The following is an 18495-nucleotide window of genomic DNA, read 5'->3' on the forward strand; positions in this document are numbered from 1 at the left end:
AGCTTAAGAGAAAGTCTTAGACGGACGTCACAAAATAGGCAGCAGAAGGCTAACCGGATCGATTTTATAAACAACCATGAGGAAACAGCTCTCAATAAACGCATCAACGATACGTTTATTGTGGATGGAGGGGTAACACCTTAGCTAGGCGTTTAACTCGTCATAGAGCGCGATAAACTCTAAGGTAAGCTTATGCTTGGGGGCAAAGTGAATCAGCGGGACGCACTCATTATGAGACTCTTTCATCTTCACTGATGAAGAGATCTTCGCATTTAATACCGGCAGGTTATCGTCTTGCAGGGTTTCAACGATGGTCTTTGAGGCATTCGCACGAGGCTGGTACTGATTGACCACAATCCCTTCAATGACGAGTTTTTTATTATGATCCTGCTGCGTTTCCTGCACATTGTACATCAGACTATAGAGCGCCTGACGAGAGAACTCATCACAGTCAAATGGAATCAAACAGCTATCGGCGGCACACAGCGCTGACAGCGTATAAAAATTAAACGCGGGCGGCGTATCAATATAGACCGCATCGTACTGATCCAAATCTTGTAGCGCATCCCGCAACTTGTAGATCTTATGCTTCGCTTCCAACTTAGAATGCAGATCCCCCAGCTCAGGATTTGAGGGCAACAGATGCAGATTTTCATACGCAGTCGGATGAATAAACTCCGTTATTGCTTTAGGACGCACCTGAAAGCTCAGTGTCTGCTCAAAAAAATCGTTAATATCACCAACCGTCTCATTCACCTGGTCGCCCAGTAAATAATGACTAGTGTTACATTGGGAGTCTAAATCAATCACCAGTGTCCGCTTTCCCTGACTGGCACTGATGGCGGCCAAGTTAGTACTAATACTGGACTTACCCACGCCACCCTTCTGATTAAAGACAACTCGAATCATACGTCTTTCCTTTTACTTAACCACCGCGACACAGATACAGGATCAATCGATCTTTCTAGCGATCAACCCTGCTCTAAGAGTGAGCGCAGATCGATAATGGCAGCGTTAGCACGGGAGATATAAGAGGCCATCACTAACGAATGGTTCGCCAACAATCCGAACTCGTTACCGTTGAGAATCATCGGACTCCAGACGGTGCCCTGAGTCGCTTCCAACTCACGAATAATCTGTCGCAGGCTGATCAACGCATTTTTCTTTTCCAACGCATCGGCAAAATCCACTTCAACCGCTTGCAGCAGATGAATCAATGCCCAAGCTGTGCCGCGTGCTTCATAAAAGACATCATCAATCTCAAGGAAGCCCGTTTTAACTTCCCGGTCACCGGCATTATCGGTGGACTGACGCGCACTGGATTCGCCCGCCAAATCAGTATTCACTCGTTTCTGGCCAACACTGGCACTCAACCGCTGAGATAAGCTGCCTAAGCGAGTAGACACATCCGCCAGCCAACCGCGCAGGTTATCGGCACGGGAATAAAACTGTGCATCCTGCTGTTGCGGATCAGACAGACGCACCTCATAGGCACGCAAGTATTTCAAAGCTTTCTTATATTCACCTTCACTGGAAGGCAACACCCAGCTATCGCTATCAAAGTGCAGCAGTGGCTCGGCGGCTTTAAGATCGACATCTTCAGTAGACTGAGACTGTGACCGGCTGAAATCTTTCCGCATGGCCCGAGACATATCCCGTGCTTGCACCAGCACACCAAATTCCCAGTTAGGGATATTATCCAACCAAATACCCGGAGGAGTACGGTCGTTCGATAAATAACCGCCCTGCTTTTGCAGTAACGTATCGGTAATCTTAATCAAGGTTGAAACAGTGGCCGAACCGATAACCTTTTGCGATTGACCATTGGCGCTCTGAACCACTAGCGGTTCAATAGTAAAAGGGGCCGGCTCTTGGCTCCACCAAATACCGAGACCAACACTCACCAGCAGATAGAGACCAACCAGCGCCAATATCGGCCGTAACAATCTCACACGGCCTACAGTGCCTGTCAGTTTATCCCAACATGAGAACCACAACCGCTGTAACATATCCATGGTATATCCTTTAACGTAAACGCGCTTTTATTGCACCGCAATATGTCCGATTTGACCCAACGGGTCAATGCCCGTCGCCTGTAAATAATGGAACATTATACTACCATTGATACAGCGGTATTTATCCGATCCTCAAAACAGCGCGACTAAACACCGACAGAAGATCAAGAAAAGAGCCAATTAATACCGTCATATAGACGAAACTAAATCAAATTATGATCAGAAACCAGCCACAACGTCGGCAAAACTGATGATAAAACACAATAAGTAGTAAAGCTGTTTACACAGTTTAGCTTTTCCGGCAAACTACTCACTTTTATATCCATCGGACGTAATTGTACGTCATTATAGGCTTATTTAATGGCTAAAATACTGCTTCTTAACGGCCCCAACCTAAATCTGCTCGGTACTCGCGAGCCAGAGGTTTATGGCGCTGCGACATTGCAGGACGTTAACCAACGCCTTACTACCCTTGCTGAGCAAGCAGGTCACCAAATTGAGTGCCTGCAAAGTAACGCTGAGCATGTATTGATTGAACGGATCCATCAGGCCCGTGTCGAACAGGTGGATTTTATACTGATCAACCCAGCAGCATTCACTCATACGAGTGTTGCCTTGCGTGATGCACTATTAGGTGTGGCGATCCCTTTTATAGAGATCCATATCTCCAATGTGCACGCCCGCGAAGCGTTCCGTCACCACTCCTATCTTTCTGATGTGGCGGTGGGCGTTATCTGCGGACTGGGCGTCCAGGGTTATGAATTTGCATTACAATCCGCATTCAGCCGGATTGACAAACTTTAACATCTGAATTGATAGAGAATTTCATTAGTATGGATATTCGCAAAGTAAAAAAACTGATTGAGTTGTTGGAAGAATCCAACATCAACGAAATAGAAATTAAAGAAGGCGAAGAGTCTGTACGCATCAGCCGCGGCACCACCGTTCTGGCAGCACCTGCACCTGTTGCAGCCGCTCCGGCACCGGTTGCTGCGCCTGTCGCTGCGCCAGTAGCACCGGTTGCTGCTGCCGCACCTGCCTACAATGGTCAGGCTGTTCTTTCGCCGATGGTTGGTACGTTCTACCGCTCACCATCACCAAGCTCACCTTCTTTTATTGAAGTTGGCCAAACCGTGAAAGAAGGCGACCCAATCTGCATCGTTGAAGCGATGAAGATGATGAACCAAATTGAAGCTGACCGTTCCGGTGTTGTAGAAGCTATCTTGGTCGAAGACGGCCAACCGGTTGAATTTGATCAGCCACTGGTAATCATCGTTTAAGCTATCCACCAGACAGGTTCTCAACATGCTAGAAAAAGTTGTTATTGCCAACCGCGGAGAGATCGCACTGCGTATCCTCCGGGCCTGCAAAGAACTCGGCATCAAAACGGTTGCGATCCACTCCACCGCGGATCGTGATCTGATGCATGTTCGTCTCGCAGATGAAGCCGTGTGTATCGGGCCACCCGCGTCTGCACAAAGCTACCTGAACATTCCTGCCATCATCGCAGCTGCCGAAGTGACGGATGCGATGGGTATCCACCCCGGTTACGGCTTCTTAGCTGAAAATGCTGATTTTGCTGAACGGGTGGAAAAAAGCGGTTTTGCCTTTATCGGCCCGAAAGCGGAAACCATCCGCATCATGGGTGATAAAGTCGCTGCGATTGAAGCGATGCAAAAAGCCGGCGTACCGACCGTACCAGGCTCCGACGGTGAACTACCGGAAGACGGTGACAAGATCATCGAAATCGCGCGCAGAATTGGTTATCCCGTCATTATCAAAGCGGCCGCCGGTGGTGGTGGACGTGGTATGCGAGTAGTACACAGCGAAGCGAGCTTGCTGAACGCTGTATATGTAACCAAATCCGAAGCGAAAGGTGCTTTTGGTGACGAAACCGTCTACATGGAGAAGTTCCTCGAGAACCCTCGCCACGTAGAAGTTCAGGTACTATCTGACGGACAGGGCAATGCGATCCACCTGTATGACCGTGACTGCTCAATGCAGCGCCGCCATCAGAAGGTCGTTGAAGAAGCTCCTGCACCGGGTATCGACCCTGTTGCCCGTGCCGAAGTGCTTAAAAGCTGTGTTGATGCCTGCCTAGCGATTAACTATCGCGGTGCTGGCACCTTCGAATTCCTGTACGAAAATGGCCGTTTTTACTTTATCGAAATGAATACCCGTGTTCAGGTTGAACACCCTGTATCCGAGATGGTTACTGGTATCGATATCGTTAAAGAACAGCTGCGCATCGCCTCTGGCATGCCGTTGTCGTTCAAACAGGAAGACGTCAAGCTGCTAGGCCACTCCATTGAGTGTCGTATCAACGCTGAAGATCCGAAAACCTTTATGCCCTGCCCAGGTACAGTGAATCATTTCCATGCGCCGGGCGGTATTGGCGTGCGTGTTGATTCGCATCTGTACAACGGTTATACCGTGCCGCCGCATTATGATTCACTGATCGCCAAGTTGATCACCTATGGTGAAGACCGGGCAACCGCATTGCGTCGTATGGAGATCGCTCTCGATGAAATGGTGGTAGAAGGGATTCGTTGTAATATCCCGCTGCATCAAATCATTGTGCGTGACACCCACTTCGCTGAAGGCGGCGTCAATATCCATTATTTGGAAAAGAAACTGGGACTGGACTGATCATTTGATGCCAGTTTCCGCGAAAAGCCTCCCACTGGAGGCTTTTTTTCGTTTGATCCTCTTGTTATAAAGAACAGATATCGTAGGTTATAAGGAAAACGTCATGCCCTGGTTACAGATTAAACTGGATGTCCTACCAGATAACGCCGAACAGTATGAAGACCTACTGCTTGCAGCTGGCTGCGCCGCTGTCACCCTACAGGATAAAGAAGATACCCCTATCTTTGAGCCAGAACTGGGAACCACTCCCCTGTGGAGAAACACCGTACTGACTGGATTGTTTTCCGCTGATCATGACCTAGACGCCACTCAGGTCTTCTTAAAAAAATCCCACGAACAGCTATTTCCTAATACCCCTTTCCCACCGATGAAAACAGAAATCGTCGAAGATAAAGATTGGGAAAGAGAGTGGATGGATAATTATCATCCCATGAAGTTTGGTCAACGCCTCTGGGTTTGTCCTAGCTGGAAAGAGGTGCCTGAACCCAACGCGGTTAATCTGATGCTAGACCCCGGTCTAGCATTCGGTACCGGCACCCACCCAACCACGGCACTGTGCCTTGAATTTCTCGATTCTCTAACACTGGATGGAAAACAGGTGGTCGATTATGGTTGCGGCTCCGGCATTCTCGGTATTGCGGCGCTCCTGCTCGGCGCTGAACATGTAACCGCAGTGGATATCGACCCTCAAGCCCTCGATGCCAGTCTCGATAACCTACAACGTAATCAGCTATCTAAAGATAAGCTACAGGTATTCTTCCCCGAAAAAGCCCCACAAGATCAGGCTGATCTGGTCGTTGCCAATATCCTAGCGGGACCACTGGTACAACTGGCGCCAACGCTGACCGCCCTGTGCAAGTCTGGCGGGCAACTAATCTTATCCGGATTGTTGGCCGATCAGGAAGAAGAACTACGTGCCGCGTATAGTCCAGACTTCGACCTAGATCCGGTCACTGAGAAAGAAGGCTGGATCCGCATTACTGGTATAAAACGGTAATCCGGCGCTAGTATGAACCACAACATCATCACCGAGTGCCCGACCTGTGCCACACGGTTTCAGGTCACTCCCGGGCAACTCAAAATTGCCCATGGCAAGGTGCGTTGTGGCGAATGCCTTGAAGTCTTTAATGCTCAGGTCTATCGCTGCGATACGCTGGTCGACCCTCAGATAGATTTAAGGCCGGTTGATCAACTGGACGACCTAAGTGACACGCTCGATAACGACCCGTTATTTGATCAGATCGAAGTAGCACTATTCACCTCACCTGATAACCTTAGCGGTGACGATAAACGCTACCCTTCAAGCAGCGCTCAACCGATTTTGCCCGAACCACTCGATGACGATAACGACGTTCTCGCCGCGGCGAATACAATAGGACTCAGCGCTAATGCTAATGCTGATGCTGCAGCAATAACAACCATCGACATCGATCTAGAACAGCCGGTTAGCGAACTATTACCGATCAGTACCGCAGCACAACCTTCCGTTGCCATTGAACAGCCAGCAGCGAATAATACAACCGACTTGACCGATACCCTTACGGCAAGCATAACGCCAACCAATGCGTCACCTAAGCCCACAACACAATCAATACGCCCCTTAACCGACTTTCAGGCAGAACCCCTATTTATCAATCGTGCCGCAACGCCCACCGCAACACACCGCGGCTGGACAGTACTGACGTTGATCGCGGTTTTACTGCTGCTCGGGCAATACCTCTGGTTTAACCGCCAGCCACTCAGCGCTTACTCCGAGCTATCTGCAGCCTATCAATATGCCTGCCAATATCTACCCTGTCAGCTCGATGCTCCCATTATGCTCGACAAGATCAAGACCCAACAACTATTGGTACGGCAACACCCCGACTTTCAAGGCGCGTTAAGGGTGAATCTGCGACTCGAAAATCTGGCGGATGTCGCCCAACCCTACCCGGCGATTTTGCTATCCTTCTCAGATCGCCTCGGACAACCCGTCAGCCAGCGAACCTTTCAGCCAACCGAGTACCTCGATACAGCACACACCGCACCGCAGATAATATCCCCCAAACGCTCGGTACAGATTGAGTTTGAGATTCTCGATCCGGGCCGCAGAGCACTCAGTTATGAAGCTACCTTAGTCAAACCTACCCAGCCGAACAACGCCCCTCGATAGCCCCAACCACCAAATTTATACACCCCTAAAACAGCAACCAAACCGTCCCCTCCAGCCCTTTCTGATCATTTTGTAACACATTTTGCAACAACAATATGATCAAAAAACCATCAAAAAATCCTTGGCCCTCCCCGCCTGAAAGAGTATGATTGTCCGCCTTCCAAACAGCGGTATCGGGGTTATCATTTTGATAGCCACAGGCAGCTATTTCTCTAAATTCGGGGTTGGCCATGTTTCAAATCGGACAGCACACCATTGATAGTCAGGTTATTCTGGCGCCGATGGCCGGTGTAACCGACCTGCCATTCCGCCGGTTGTGCAAACAACTGGGCGCGGGCATGGTGGTTTCCGAGATGGTCACCTCTGATACGCGTCTATGGAACAGCCGCAAGTCCAGCTACCGTTTACAGAAAGATACCCATAATAGCCTCAATGTCGTCCAAATCGCCGGTGGTGATCCTGAGATGATGGCAGAGGCTGCCAGAGCCAATGCGGCCAATGGCGCGCATATCATCGATATCAACATGGGCTGCCCCGCCAAAAAAGTCTGTAACAAGGCTGCCGGTTCCGCCCTATTGAAAGATGAAGCCCTGGTCAAAGAGATCCTTCAGGCAACGGTTGCAGCCGTGGAACTGCCGGTCACATTGAAGATCCGTACGGGTTGGGATACCGACAACCGTAACGGTGAAACCATTGCCCGCATCGCTGAAGATTCAGGTATTCAGGCATTGGCCGTCCATGGTCGGACACGGGCCTGTGGTTATAAGGGCGATGCCGAGTACGACACCATCGCCCGTATTCGTCAGGCTATCGATATTCCGCTGTTTGCTAATGGTGATATCAACAGCCCGCAAAAAGCCCGCCAGGTGCTCGAATACACCGGTGCCGATGCGGTGATGCTAGGCCGCCCCGCACAGGGGAATCCTTGGATTTTCCGTGAGATAAGTCATTACCTTCAGACCGGCAAAATGCTACCCTCCCCGACCGCCGTTGAAGTCAGGGATACGCTCTTGGAACATCTGTCTGCGCTGTACCGTTTTTATGGCGACTATGCCGGGATACGTATTGCCCGCAAACATGTCGGCTGGTACCTCAAAAACAATCCGGGCGCAGAACGATTACACGATCCAGAGCTATTTAGAAAAGAGTTTAATCAGATAGAAGAAACCGAACATCAGCAAGACGCGATCCGGTCATTTTTCATCGTACCGGGTAAAGCAGACGCTGCTGCCTGAGTAACGGTTCAATTTTTTAGGTTGATGCAAGTGGATAACAAGACATTGAATACACAAGTAACACATATAGAAAACATCGATGTGCAGGAACGCACTTTGCGAGATAGCGTACAAGTATCTATGCATAACTACTTTCGCCAGCTGGATGGACAACCTGTCACCGACGTGTATCAAATGGTACTGGCTGAAATTGAAGCCCCTTTGTTTGAAGCCGTGATGACCTACACCCGGGACAACCAAACGAAAGCCTCCGAGCTGCTCGGTTTAAACCGCGGCACGCTACGTAAAAAGCTAAAGCAGTACGGCCTGCTGTAAACGACTATTTTTTAACCTTAACTCAGAAGACAAAACCATGGCAGAGCAGAAAATCACTCCGGTACGTCGCGCACTGATCAGCGTGTCTGATAAATCAGGTATCGTTGAATTCGCCCAGGCACTTAGCCAGCGCGGTGTTGAGATCCTTTCCACTGGTGGCACATACAAGCTGCTGAAAGAAAACGATATTCCGGCTATTGAAGTATCTGACTATACCGGTTTCCCGGAAATGATGGACGGCCGCGTTAAGACTCTACACCCCAAAGTACACGGTGGTATCTTGGGTCGTCGCGGCATCGATGATGCCATTATGAATGAACACGGCATCACCCCGATCGATATGGTCGTGGTTAACCTGTACCCATTCGAGCAAACCATCGCTCGCCCAGACTGTGATCTGCCACTGGCTATCGAAAACATCGATATCGGTGGACCGACCATGGTTCGCTCTGCTGCTAAAAACCATAAAGACGTTGCTATCGTTGTCACTGCTGACAACTATGATCGTATCATTGCTGAGCTAGACGCCAACCAAGGTCTGACTCACCCAACCCGTTTCGATCTAGCCGTTCAGGCGTTTGAACACACTGCCGCTTATGATGGCATGATCGCTAACTATCTCGGTGCGATCACTGACGGTAGCGTTGACGAGCCCGCTGATTTCCCGCGCACCTTTAACACTCAATTTGTTAAAGCGCAGGAGATGCGTTACGGCGAGAACCCACATCAAAAAGCGGCTTTCTACGTTGAAGCTAACCCGGCTGAAGCCAGTGTTTCGACCGCACGTCAATTACAGGGCAAGGCGCTGTCATTCAACAACGTGGCCGATACTGATTCTGCGCTGGAATGTGTTAAACCATTCAAAGAACCGGCCTGTGTTATCGTTAAACACGCTAACCCTTGCGGTGTAGCGATTGGCGACAATCTGTTAGAAGCTTACAACAAAGCCTACCAAACAGATCCAACCTCAGCCTTTGGCGGCATTATCGCCTTTAACCGCGAATTGGATGCAGAAACAGCTAAAGCGATCGTTGATCGTCAGTTTGTTGAAGTGATTATCGCCCCATCAGTCACACAAGAAGCATCGGATATCGTTGCGGCTAAGCCTAATGTTCGCTTGCTAGCTTGCGGCGAATGGTCAACTGAACGCACCAAGCGCTTCGACTACAAACGCGTTAATGGCGGCTTGTTGGTGCAGGATCAAGATTTGGGTATGGTTGATGTCAGCGAACTGAAAGTTGTCACCACCTTACAGCCAACCGAACAAGAGATTCGTGATCTGCTGTTCTGCTGGGAAGTGGCTAAGTTTGTTAAATCTAACGCGATTGTTTATGCCAAAGAAGGTCAAACCATCGGTATAGGCGCGGGACAGATGAGCCGTGTTTACAGCGCTCGAATCGCCGGTATTAAAGCGGCCGATGAAGGCTTGGAAGTAAAAGGTTCGGTCATGGCCTCTGATGCGTTCTTCCCCTTCCGTGACGGTATAGATTCCGCTGCGGCGGCAGGTATCAAAGCAGTGATTCAGCCAGGCGGCTCAATGCGCGATCAGGAAGTCATTGATGCGGCTAATGAACACGGTATGGCGATGGTCTTTACCGGCATGCGTCACTTCCGCCACTAAGCACAGCGATGACAGCAAGAGCCAGTTTATCTGGCTCTTTTGTTATCGGACGATTTCAGAATTAAGGTAGAGATATGAACGTATTAGTTATTGGTTCCGGCGGTCGCGAACACGCATTAGCCTGGCATGCGGCCAAAGACAGCAAGGTAAGTAAAGTATTTGTTGCACCGGGTAATGCCGGTACGGCACTCGAGCCTAAGCTTGAAAACGTGGCGATCGACGTCATGGATCAGGATGCACTGGTTGCCTTTGCTAAAGACAATGCCGTTGCACTGACCATTATTGGCCCTGAAGCGCCACTGGTTGAAGGTATTGTTGATCGTTTTAGCAGCGAAGGTCTGCGTTGTTTCGGCCCATCTAAAGGCGCGGCGCAACTGGAAGGCTCAAAAGCGTTCACCAAAGATTTCCTCGAACGTCAGAAAATTCCTACCGCCGACTATCAAAACTTTACTGAAATTGAGCCAGCCTTAGCGTATCTACGTGAAAAAGGTGCGCCCATCGTTGTTAAAGCTGATGGTCTAGCCGCCGGTAAAGGCGTGATTGTCGCCATGACGCTGCAAGAAGCGGAAGACGCCGTGCAGGATATGCTGGCAGGTAACGCCTTTGGTGAAGCGGGACACCGCGTCGTCATCGAAGAGTTCTTGGATGGCGAAGAAGCGAGCTTTATCGTCATGGTTGATGGCACTAACGTACTGCCAATGGCCACCAGCCAAGATCACAAACGGGCCGGCAACGGTGATACCGGACTAAATACCGGCGGCATGGGGGCTTACTCTCCCGCTCCGGTTGTAACGCCTGAGATCGATCAGCGCATTATGGCTGAGGTTATCCTGCCAACGGTTAAAGGCATGGCTGACGAGGGTAATACCTATGTTGGTTTCCTTTATGCGGGTCTGATGATTATGGCCGACGGCACACCGAAAGTGATTGAATACAACTGCCGCTTTGGTGATCCAGAAACTCAGCCCATTATGCTACGTCTAAAATCCAGCATCGTCGAACTGTGCGATGCGGCATTAGATGGCAAGCTGGATCAAACCAGCGCCGACTGGGATACTCGTTGCGCCGTAGGCGTCGTATTAGCCGCTGGCGGCTATCCAGGCGATTACACCAAAGGCGACGTCATCAGTCTGCCACAGAGCACTGAAGAAGGCGCTAAAGTCTTCCATGCTGGCACGGCGATGAAAGATGGCCAGGTGGTTACCAACGGTGGTCGAGTACTTTGCGCAACCGCACTGGGCAACAGCGTTACCGAAGCACAGCAACGTGCTTACGAGCTGGTTAAGCAGATCGATTGGAACGGAGTTTACTACCGTGACGACATCGCTTATCGGGCTATCGCCCGGGAACAAAGCTAAACAATCACGCTAGTCTAAAAACAGTCACCCAATGGTGGCTGTTTTTTTATCTCACCAATATGACCTTTGAGGGCTTTCTCATAACTTTTTTCCAGTTATAATCGCAAGTTACGAAAAGCGATAGTGCCTGATTATGCCACAATGGACCTCCCCGATGACAAAGAAAGGTAGCAGACAAATACGTTTAGCTAAGACCCGCAAACTGACCCTCGCACTAGCGATCGGTGTGTTAACCGGCTCTGTTTCAGTCAGCGCAGCCTCGCAACAAGACAGCTTCTGTCAAAGTGCCGGCGCGAAGAATGGTTACGACTGTTCAAAATCTCAGACCTTTCAGGCTAATCAGGACGATATTGAAGCCAAGCTAAATGAACTCAACCGCTGGATGGCCGATGAAGAACAGGCCCAAAGCGCAATGCCGTTAAAAAAGAATCAACCAGAATCAGATAAGCTACGCCAAAAAATTGAGTTTAATGCTCAATTACTGGCCACTGAGTTAAAGCAAGCCAAACAGTTGCAAAGCAAAGGCGACTTGCAAGGCGCATTTAATCAGGTCAACCATTACCTCGTCTCGAATCCAAAAGACCCCAACGGTTGGTTGCTCTACGGTATCTCACTGATCAATCAAAACAAGCTTAATGAAGCGGCTGATATTTTCCGTAAACTCAGCCACCTTTACCCCGATTCACCCGAGCCTTACAACAACCTTGCGGTGGTTTATGCCCGCCAAGGTGATAATGACAAAGCCGTCGAAGTGTTGTTACAGGCGTTTGAGACCAATCCCAGCTACGCTCAGGTTCAAAGCAACTTGAAAACGGTTTATTCTGCGATGGCGACTCAAGCATACAACCGCGCATTGGATCTCAACAGTAGTAACAAAAAGCCTGATCGTGTCAGTCTCGGCATTCTAGATCAGGTCTATCAACCAGCTTTACCACAAACAGTGCTGGCTACAGCAACGCCTCAACCGGTAAGGCCCGTCGCCAAACCCGTAGTTAAAGCCGCAGCGCCAAGCCAAGACACTGTTAGCACTAAACCTGCGGCAAAATTGATCATAGAGGAACGAGATCAATCTGAAGGAACGGTGCCTACGCCTATCGCTGATAAGCCCGCAACTGACGTAATCGCCAGCGCCAAACCGGTCGCTATAACGAAGACCGTCGCCAAAGCTGAGCTGAAAAACAAAGCCGGTGAAGTACTAAGTGAACCGGTACGAGCAGAAATTTTACAAACAATCACTAACTGGGCGACCAGTTGGTCTGCGCAAAATGTTCCGGCTTACCTCGATTTCTATACCGACAGCTATTCACCCGACCCAGCTTCAGTGAGCCACAAGCAATGGGTCTGGGGACGCCAACAACGCCTGAGCAAACCATCGTTTATTAAAGTGGTGATCTCTGATATCTCCTTGGCTGAAGCCGGTGATGGCAAAGTGCGCTCAGTGTTCCGCCAGAAATACCAATCTGACACCTATCAGGATGACGTTTATAAAACCTTAACCCTGACTCAGGAAAACGGTATTTGGAAAATTCTGACCGAAACCACCCTGTAATACTGAGATAAGCGAGCTTACGCTGATAAAAAAACCGCCAATCGGCGGTTTTTTTATCTCTATCATTTGCGGCTAACATGAAGCCTTGCGCTTAAGGCTTACCTTTCTGCGGATCACCTTCATAAGCGATACGCCATTGGCCATTTTCTTTAACCCAGTACTGCCGCTTTAAGCTGCTACCACTATAGTTATCACTCTTATAGTTCTGCTTAAAAGTGGCCACGAATAAATCGGGTTTGTCAGGATGTTGATAAATACTAAGATTCTCAATATCTACATCAATAAATGACTTGCTGCTATTAACCCGGCGCTTATGCTGAGCAAAACGGTTGAAACCCATTTTGCCATTATTGAATTTTTCTGAGTAGTGGGTCAGATAGGTATCGGTATCACGACTTTCCCAATCTTTGCGCCAGCTGTCGACTACCTCGGTAAAGGCTTTCTTCTTTTGCTTCCAGCTGTCCGGATCAAGCCACTCGAAATGGGTGCCAATCAACACCGGCGTATCGGTAAAGTCGACAATCTGATCCAATTCGCTGAAGTGATTATTACTCAGTGATAGGCAGCCCTCACTGGCTTGCGGTGGACGACTAAAAGTATCCTTAGGCGATCCATGTACCCAGATACCGCTGCCAGTGTTACCAAGGCGCTGATCCCAAGCATTGGGATAATTGATCGGCAACGCACCGGTGCCATAACGCGGCGGCAGTTGATCATCGGTGAGCCGTCCGGTAGTGAAATAAACACCCAATGGCGTCTTAAGATCACCACGCTTACGCTTATCAACCCCACCCCGACCATAAGAGACGTAATAGTCTTTAATCAGCTGGGGCATACCGTTATTGTTTTCAAACAGATATAAACGGGACAAATTCGTATCGATCACAATGACATGTTTCTGCTTCGGTGACATCTGCAGCAAACTACCCGGAATGGTGCCGGGCTGAGGCTTATAACGGTCGACGCTCATACGTGCACGCGCTTCTGAAATGAGCCCTTGCAAGGTTTTCTTATCACTGCGGCCATTATTACCAACAGCACTCAGAGTGCCTCCCTGAGCCGCCATCAGATCCGCATAGATCAATTGCGCCAGCCGAAAATCAGGCTGCTCTTTTATCAGGGTACGTAACTTATCCATCGCCCCGGTCATCTGATTCTGCTGCAGGTCACCTAAACTAGCTAGCAGAAGACTTTCTTGATCGAGACTTAGAGTATCGGTATCGGCATGTACACCGAGGGGAAACAAACCACAAAGAGATACCAGCACTGCTTTTCTAAGCGGCTTTAGCAAATATACAACAGGCAGGTTTTTCATAACTCAGATTGGTAACCTTTAACACTGACAAATGAATGAAGTTTATCGAATTATACCTATACAGTAGGCATTTGCAGCTGTAATCGCCGACTGATAGAGATTATATTCGGTGAAGCCTTGTCGAACATCAGGATTTACACCATTTAACCAGTAAATCCATCAATTTAATTCATATTCATAGATTTTAGACGCAAATCATCCCTTTCGCTCTTGCAAGTAGCAAGTATTCTGCTTTATTCAAGCAGCAAGATTTTTAAAAATATTTTTTACCCATTAGCACCCTCGGCCTACAGACTATCAATTTCACGCCGAAGCCTTGCCAGTCCTATGATTAATGCGCTGCAGCAAACGATGCCACCGGCTAAGACACAACGCTAAAACTATTTTTCCACTCCTGAGCAAGCTGAACTTTACTTCGCTCTGTGCTATCCAAAAGGCAGAGCAACCAATAAATCGACTCAAAGGTCGATCACACATCGAGCTGAAAACGTGGCGAACAAAACCACCTTCACCGATAGAGACATTAAGTAGTTCCAACGTTTGAAACGCGCACGGAGGATCCCGTCATGTTTAGACAGATGGAAAACACCGGTTTACAGGATCTAGCTATTTGGCAAGATCCAACAGCCTACTTACAGACAATTATCACCCCGGCGGCGAGCAAGCGCTTACAATACGCCATAATCGCCGCTGCGACTAATAGTCAACGGGCCGCTAGGCACCCAGGCAAAGCTCTACCTTGTCGCGGCATACTCGATACACCTGACTATCCGGTCAATGGCGGCGGACTAACCTTCGCTGCCTTACACCACAGTCGACAACCTCATACTGCGATTACCCACAACATCACTCTGATGAGTGGCGCTGTGAACCGGCCTTACCCTCAGGCCAATGTCCAATATAAAAACACCAGCACAACCGACGACCTCAGAGCTGAAAGGCTTACTCAGCAAGCTCGTCTGGCAGAAGCGTACGCCGCCTAAGGAGGCCGAAAATGGAAACCGTCTATCAGGCACAGATCAATTTTAATCGTTATTTATCCGCCAGCGGCGAGCCGTTACAACCACTACCCAACTGGGCAGAACAGCCAGACACCTTAGTCAGTTACTACCGTAATATGGTGCTGGCACGACAGCTCGATCACAAAATTATTGCCCTACAGCGTACCGGCCAGATGGGCACCTATGCCTCTCTACTGGGGGCTGAAGCAATCGAAGTGGTGCTGGGTGAGCAGATGCAGGCCGATGATGTGTTAGTTCCCTACTACCGTAACCATGCGGTACAGATGCTCCGGGGCTTATCAATGGAAGACATGCTCAGTTACTGGGGCGGTGATGAACGAGGTAATGCCTCGGCGGCGATGGGACAAGACTTTCCAAACGCCGTGCCCATTGCAACCCAAGCGCTGCACGCCACCGGCGTAGCAACCGCCATCAAAATAAGAGCAGAAAAGCGCGCCGTAGTCACCGTTTGCGGCGATGGTGCCACTTCAAAAGGGGACTTTATGGAAGCCCTTAATGTCGCCGGCGCATGGCAGCTCCCCGTTGTCTTTATGGTTAATAACAATCAATGGGCGATTTCGGTGCCCCGGTCATTGCAGTGCGGCGCACCGACATTGGCCCAGAAGGCGATCGGTGCAGGCATCCGTGGTGAGCAGATTGATGGGAATGATGTGATAGCACTGCATGAATCGGTCAGTAATGCCCTACAACACGCTCGAGAAGGCAAAGGCGCCACACTGATCGAAGCGATCAGTTATCGTTTGTCGGATCATACTACCGCCGATGATGCGACCCGCTACCGGAGTAACGACGAACTCAAAGCAGCCTGGGAGCGAGAGCCGATTAAACGCCTACAAACCTTCCTGCATCAACGAGGATGGTGGGATGAAGTACAAGAATCCGCTTGGCAAAGTGAAGTTGGACAGATGATTCAACAGGGCTTAGATCGCTATTTACAACAACCGAATCAACCGGTTGAACACCTGATCGACTTTCTTTATGCCGAGCTACCAGAGGCACTGAAAGAGCAGCGCGAGCGTTTGATCCGTCATGCTCAACCGGGAGGTAACCATCATGAGTGACACAATGACCATGGTCGAAGCGATCAACCTCGCGTTACGATCAGAAATGCAACGGGATGATACGGTGGTGATTCTTGGCGAGGATGTCGGCGTGAATGGCGGCGTGTTCCGCGCCACCGTCGGCCTACGGGAAGCTTTTGGTATCAAACGCGTGCTCGATACCCCGCTGGCCGAAACTATGATTGCGGGGCTCTCAGTCGGGATGGCGGCCCAGGGGCTGAAACCCGTCGCCGAAATTCAATTTATGGGCTTTATTTTTCCTACCATGGAGCATCTTATCTGTCACGCTGCCCGGTTACGTCACCGTACCCGCGGACGGCTTCACTGCCCAATGGTCTTACGGGTACCCTTCGGAGGCGGCATTCATGCACCCGAGCACCACTCGGAAAGCACCGAAGCACTGTTCGCCCACATACCCGGGCTTAGGGTGGTTATCCCTTCATCGCCGGCTCGAGCTTATGGTCTGCTATTGGCCGCTATCCGTAATCCTGATCCGGTTTTGTTTATGGAGCCTAAGCGGATCTATCGTCTCAACGCACAACCGGTTGAAGATAACGGTAAAGCCCTGCCGTTAGATAGCTGTTATACCCTACGAGAAGGAAACAATATCACCCTGATTAGCTGGGGCGCGATGATCAAAGAAACCCTCGAAGCAGCCGACCAACTCGCCAAGCAGGGAGTCAGCTGCGAGGTCATCGATGTTGTCACCCTCAACCCGATCGATCATCAAACTATGCTCGCCTCGGTCGCTAAAACAGGGCGCTGCGTGATTATTCATGAAGCGCCAAAAAGCTGTGCCGTCGGCGCGGAAATATCTGCGACACTCGCCGAGCGCGGCTTACTCAACCTACAAGCACCGATCAACCGAGTAACGGGTTATGACACCATCATGCCTTACTACCGAATGGAAGATCACTATCTGCCAAACACCGCCGACATTCTTGATGCGGTTAAAGCCACTCTGGAGTTCTCATGAAATATTTCAAGCTACCCGACCTTGGGGAAGGACTCCCCGAAGCTGAAATTGTTGAATGGAAAATCAACGAAGGTGACTCGGTCAACACCGATCAGATTTTAGCCACCGTTGAAACAGCGAAAGCCATTATCGAGATTCCTTCGCCTCAGAATGGCGTGATTGCCCACCTGTTCGGCCAAGCAGGCGACACCATTCACACCGGAGAGCCACTGTTAGAGTTTGCCGGCGAAGAGGATGATAGCGGCACCGTGGTGGGCGAGCTAAAACAGGAGTCCAACAGTGCCTCGACCGACCATTTCTTTATTGGTGCGGCACCTAGCACCCAAGCTTACCGACAAAAAATGACGCCCGCGGTGCGCTCACTCGCCCATCGTCTGGATGTTGCAACCCATAATGTTCAAGGTAGCGGCCAAGATGGCCAACTCTCTGCAGATGATATTGAACGGCTGGCAAAAACCGACCGCACCCACGGTAAGGCTGAACCATTACGGGGCGTACGCAAACAGATGGCTCGTAATATGGCACTCGCCCACGCCAGTGTAGTTCCCGTCACCCTTTACGAAGACGTAGACATTCACACTTGGGCTGTCGCCGAAGATATCACCATCCGCTTGATTCATGCGGTAGCCGCGGGCTGTAAGGCAGAACCGGCCCTCAACGTCTGGTTCGATGGCCAGCAACTGGCACGAAGAATGCTAAATCAAATTAATCTAGGCGTCGCGGTGGATACCGATCAGGGATTGTTCGTACCAGTGCTACGAGATATCGGCAATCGAAGCCTAAAAGATATCCGTGCCGGGCTAAATCGTCTGAGAGAGGATGTAGTCCAACGTACCATTCCACCGGCTGAACTTCAGGGTTCCAGCATCACCCTGAGTAATTTCGGCACCATTGCTGGGCGCTACGCCAGTCCGATCGTCGTACCACCCACTGTGGCGATTCTCGGGGCGGGCGTGATTCGAGAACAGGTCATTCCAGTCGACAGTAAAGTCGTTATACACCGGGTAATGCCGCTGTCACTGACCTTCGATCACCGGGCCGCAACCGGAGGAGAAGCTGCAAGGTTTTTACGTGCTGTAATAGACGATTTAGCCGAAGAATCAATTAGTTAATTAAAATATTTTTAACCAAAACGAGGATAAAAAATTACAGATTTTCTACCCACTAGCTATCCATGAACTAAGCTTATAGAAAGAAATGGTGTGAGTAGATGATCTAAGCCCTCAA

Annotated in this window: 17 protein-coding genes; 14 read left to right on the forward strand and 3 right to left on the reverse strand. The window is 49.9% G+C overall.

Features of this window, described 5'->3' with window-relative positions; genetic code table 11:
• Nucleotides 1-144: 144 nt before the first annotated feature.
• The gene (locus ACN0T0_RS08015) at nt 145-909 is read right to left on the reverse strand and encodes a ParA family protein (RefSeq protein ID WP_417224893.1); all 765 of its coding nucleotides are present in this window, start codon (nt 907-909) and stop codon (nt 145-147) included.
• A 62-nt stretch (nt 910-971) separates the two neighbouring features.
• Nucleotides 972-2015, reverse strand: a complete 1044-nt coding sequence (locus tag ACN0T0_RS08020) for a DUF2333 family protein (RefSeq protein ID WP_417224895.1) — start codon at nt 2013-2015, stop codon at nt 972-974.
• A 360-nt stretch (nt 2016-2375) separates the two neighbouring features.
• Between ACN0T0_RS08020 and aroQ the strand changes: the two genes are divergently transcribed.
• The 10 genes from aroQ (at nt 2376) to ACN0T0_RS08070 (ending at nt 12894) form a co-directional block, all read left to right on the forward strand.
• Nucleotides 2376-2819, forward strand: a complete 444-nt coding sequence (gene aroQ, locus ACN0T0_RS08025; RefSeq protein WP_417224897.1) for a type II 3-dehydroquinate dehydratase — start codon at nt 2376-2378, stop codon at nt 2817-2819.
• Between the two features lie 29 nt (nt 2820-2848).
• On the forward strand, nt 2849-3295 hold the full coding sequence (gene accB / locus ACN0T0_RS08030; protein WP_417224899.1) for an acetyl-CoA carboxylase biotin carboxyl carrier protein: 447 nt from the start codon (nt 2849-2851) through the stop codon (nt 3293-3295).
• A gap of 25 nt (nt 3296-3320) precedes the next feature.
• The gene (accC, locus tag ACN0T0_RS08035; protein ID WP_417224901.1) at nt 3321-4664 is read left to right on the forward strand and encodes an acetyl-CoA carboxylase biotin carboxylase subunit; all 1344 of its coding nucleotides are present in this window, start codon (nt 3321-3323) and stop codon (nt 4662-4664) included.
• Nucleotides 4665-4767: 103 nt separating this feature from the next.
• Nucleotides 4768-5661: a 50S ribosomal protein L11 methyltransferase gene (gene prmA / locus ACN0T0_RS08040; RefSeq protein WP_417224903.1), complete on the forward strand. Its 894-nt coding sequence runs from the start codon at nt 4768-4770 to the stop codon at nt 5659-5661.
• 12 nt (nt 5662-5673) lie between these two features.
• Nucleotides 5674-6816, forward strand: a complete 1143-nt coding sequence (locus tag ACN0T0_RS08045; protein WP_417224905.1) for a zinc-ribbon and DUF3426 domain-containing protein — start codon at nt 5674-5676, stop codon at nt 6814-6816.
• Between the two features lie 224 nt (nt 6817-7040).
• A complete protein-coding gene (gene dusB, locus ACN0T0_RS08050) occupies nt 7041-8051 on the forward strand; it encodes a tRNA dihydrouridine synthase DusB (protein ID WP_417224907.1) in 1011 nt (336 codons plus the stop codon).
• Between the two features lie 24 nt (nt 8052-8075).
• Nucleotides 8076-8366 (forward strand): DNA-binding transcriptional regulator Fis, encoded by a 291-nt coding sequence (gene fis, locus ACN0T0_RS08055; protein WP_126158370.1) that lies wholly within the window; start codon nt 8076-8078, stop codon nt 8364-8366.
• Nucleotides 8367-8403: 37 nt separating this feature from the next.
• Nucleotides 8404-9987, forward strand: a complete 1584-nt coding sequence (gene purH, locus ACN0T0_RS08060) for a bifunctional phosphoribosylaminoimidazolecarboxamide formyltransferase/IMP cyclohydrolase (RefSeq protein ID WP_417224909.1) — start codon at nt 8404-8406, stop codon at nt 9985-9987.
• A gap of 74 nt (nt 9988-10061) precedes the next feature.
• Nucleotides 10062-11345, forward strand: coding sequence for a phosphoribosylamine--glycine ligase (purD, locus tag ACN0T0_RS08065; protein ID WP_417224911.1), 1284 nt, complete (start codon nt 10062-10064; stop codon nt 11343-11345).
• 154 nt (nt 11346-11499) lie between these two features.
• The gene (locus ACN0T0_RS08070) at nt 11500-12894 is read left to right on the forward strand and encodes a tetratricopeptide repeat protein (RefSeq protein ID WP_417224913.1); all 1395 of its coding nucleotides are present in this window, start codon (nt 11500-11502) and stop codon (nt 12892-12894) included.
• Nucleotides 12895-12985: 91 nt separating this feature from the next.
• On the opposite strand, the gene ACN0T0_RS08075 is transcribed toward ACN0T0_RS08070, so the two are convergent.
• The gene (locus tag ACN0T0_RS08075) at nt 12986-14161 is read right to left on the reverse strand and encodes a L,D-transpeptidase family protein (protein ID WP_417224915.1); all 1176 of its coding nucleotides are present in this window, start codon (nt 14159-14161) and stop codon (nt 12986-12988) included.
• A gap of 614 nt (nt 14162-14775) precedes the next feature.
• Between ACN0T0_RS08075 and ACN0T0_RS08080 the strand changes: the two genes are divergently transcribed.
• Genes ACN0T0_RS08080 through ACN0T0_RS08095 form a run of 4 tightly spaced genes read left to right on the forward strand, consistent with a single transcriptional unit; the run spans nt 14776 to nt 18380 of the window.
• Nucleotides 14776-15192 (forward strand): hypothetical protein, encoded by a 417-nt coding sequence (locus ACN0T0_RS08080; protein ID WP_417224917.1) that lies wholly within the window; start codon nt 14776-14778, stop codon nt 15190-15192.
• Between the two features lie 11 nt (nt 15193-15203).
• Complete coding sequence (gene pdhA / locus ACN0T0_RS08085; RefSeq protein ID WP_417224919.1) at nt 15204-16292, forward strand: pyruvate dehydrogenase (acetyl-transferring) E1 component subunit alpha; 1089 nt, start codon at nt 15204-15206, stop codon at nt 16290-16292.
• A complete protein-coding gene (locus ACN0T0_RS08090; protein WP_417224921.1) occupies nt 16285-17268 on the forward strand; it encodes an alpha-ketoacid dehydrogenase subunit beta in 984 nt (327 codons plus the stop codon). The genes pdhA and ACN0T0_RS08090 overlap by 8 nt, the downstream gene beginning before the upstream one ends.
• Nucleotides 17265-18380, forward strand: a complete 1116-nt coding sequence (locus tag ACN0T0_RS08095) for a dihydrolipoamide acetyltransferase family protein (RefSeq protein ID WP_417224923.1) — start codon at nt 17265-17267, stop codon at nt 18378-18380. Before ACN0T0_RS08090 ends, ACN0T0_RS08095 begins: the two co-directional genes overlap by 4 nt.
• Nucleotides 18381-18495: the final 115 nt, after the last annotated feature.

It is taken from the genome of Amphritea sp., assembly GCF_048266285.1.
Lineage (GTDB): Bacteria > Pseudomonadota > Gammaproteobacteria > Pseudomonadales > Balneatricaceae > Amphritea.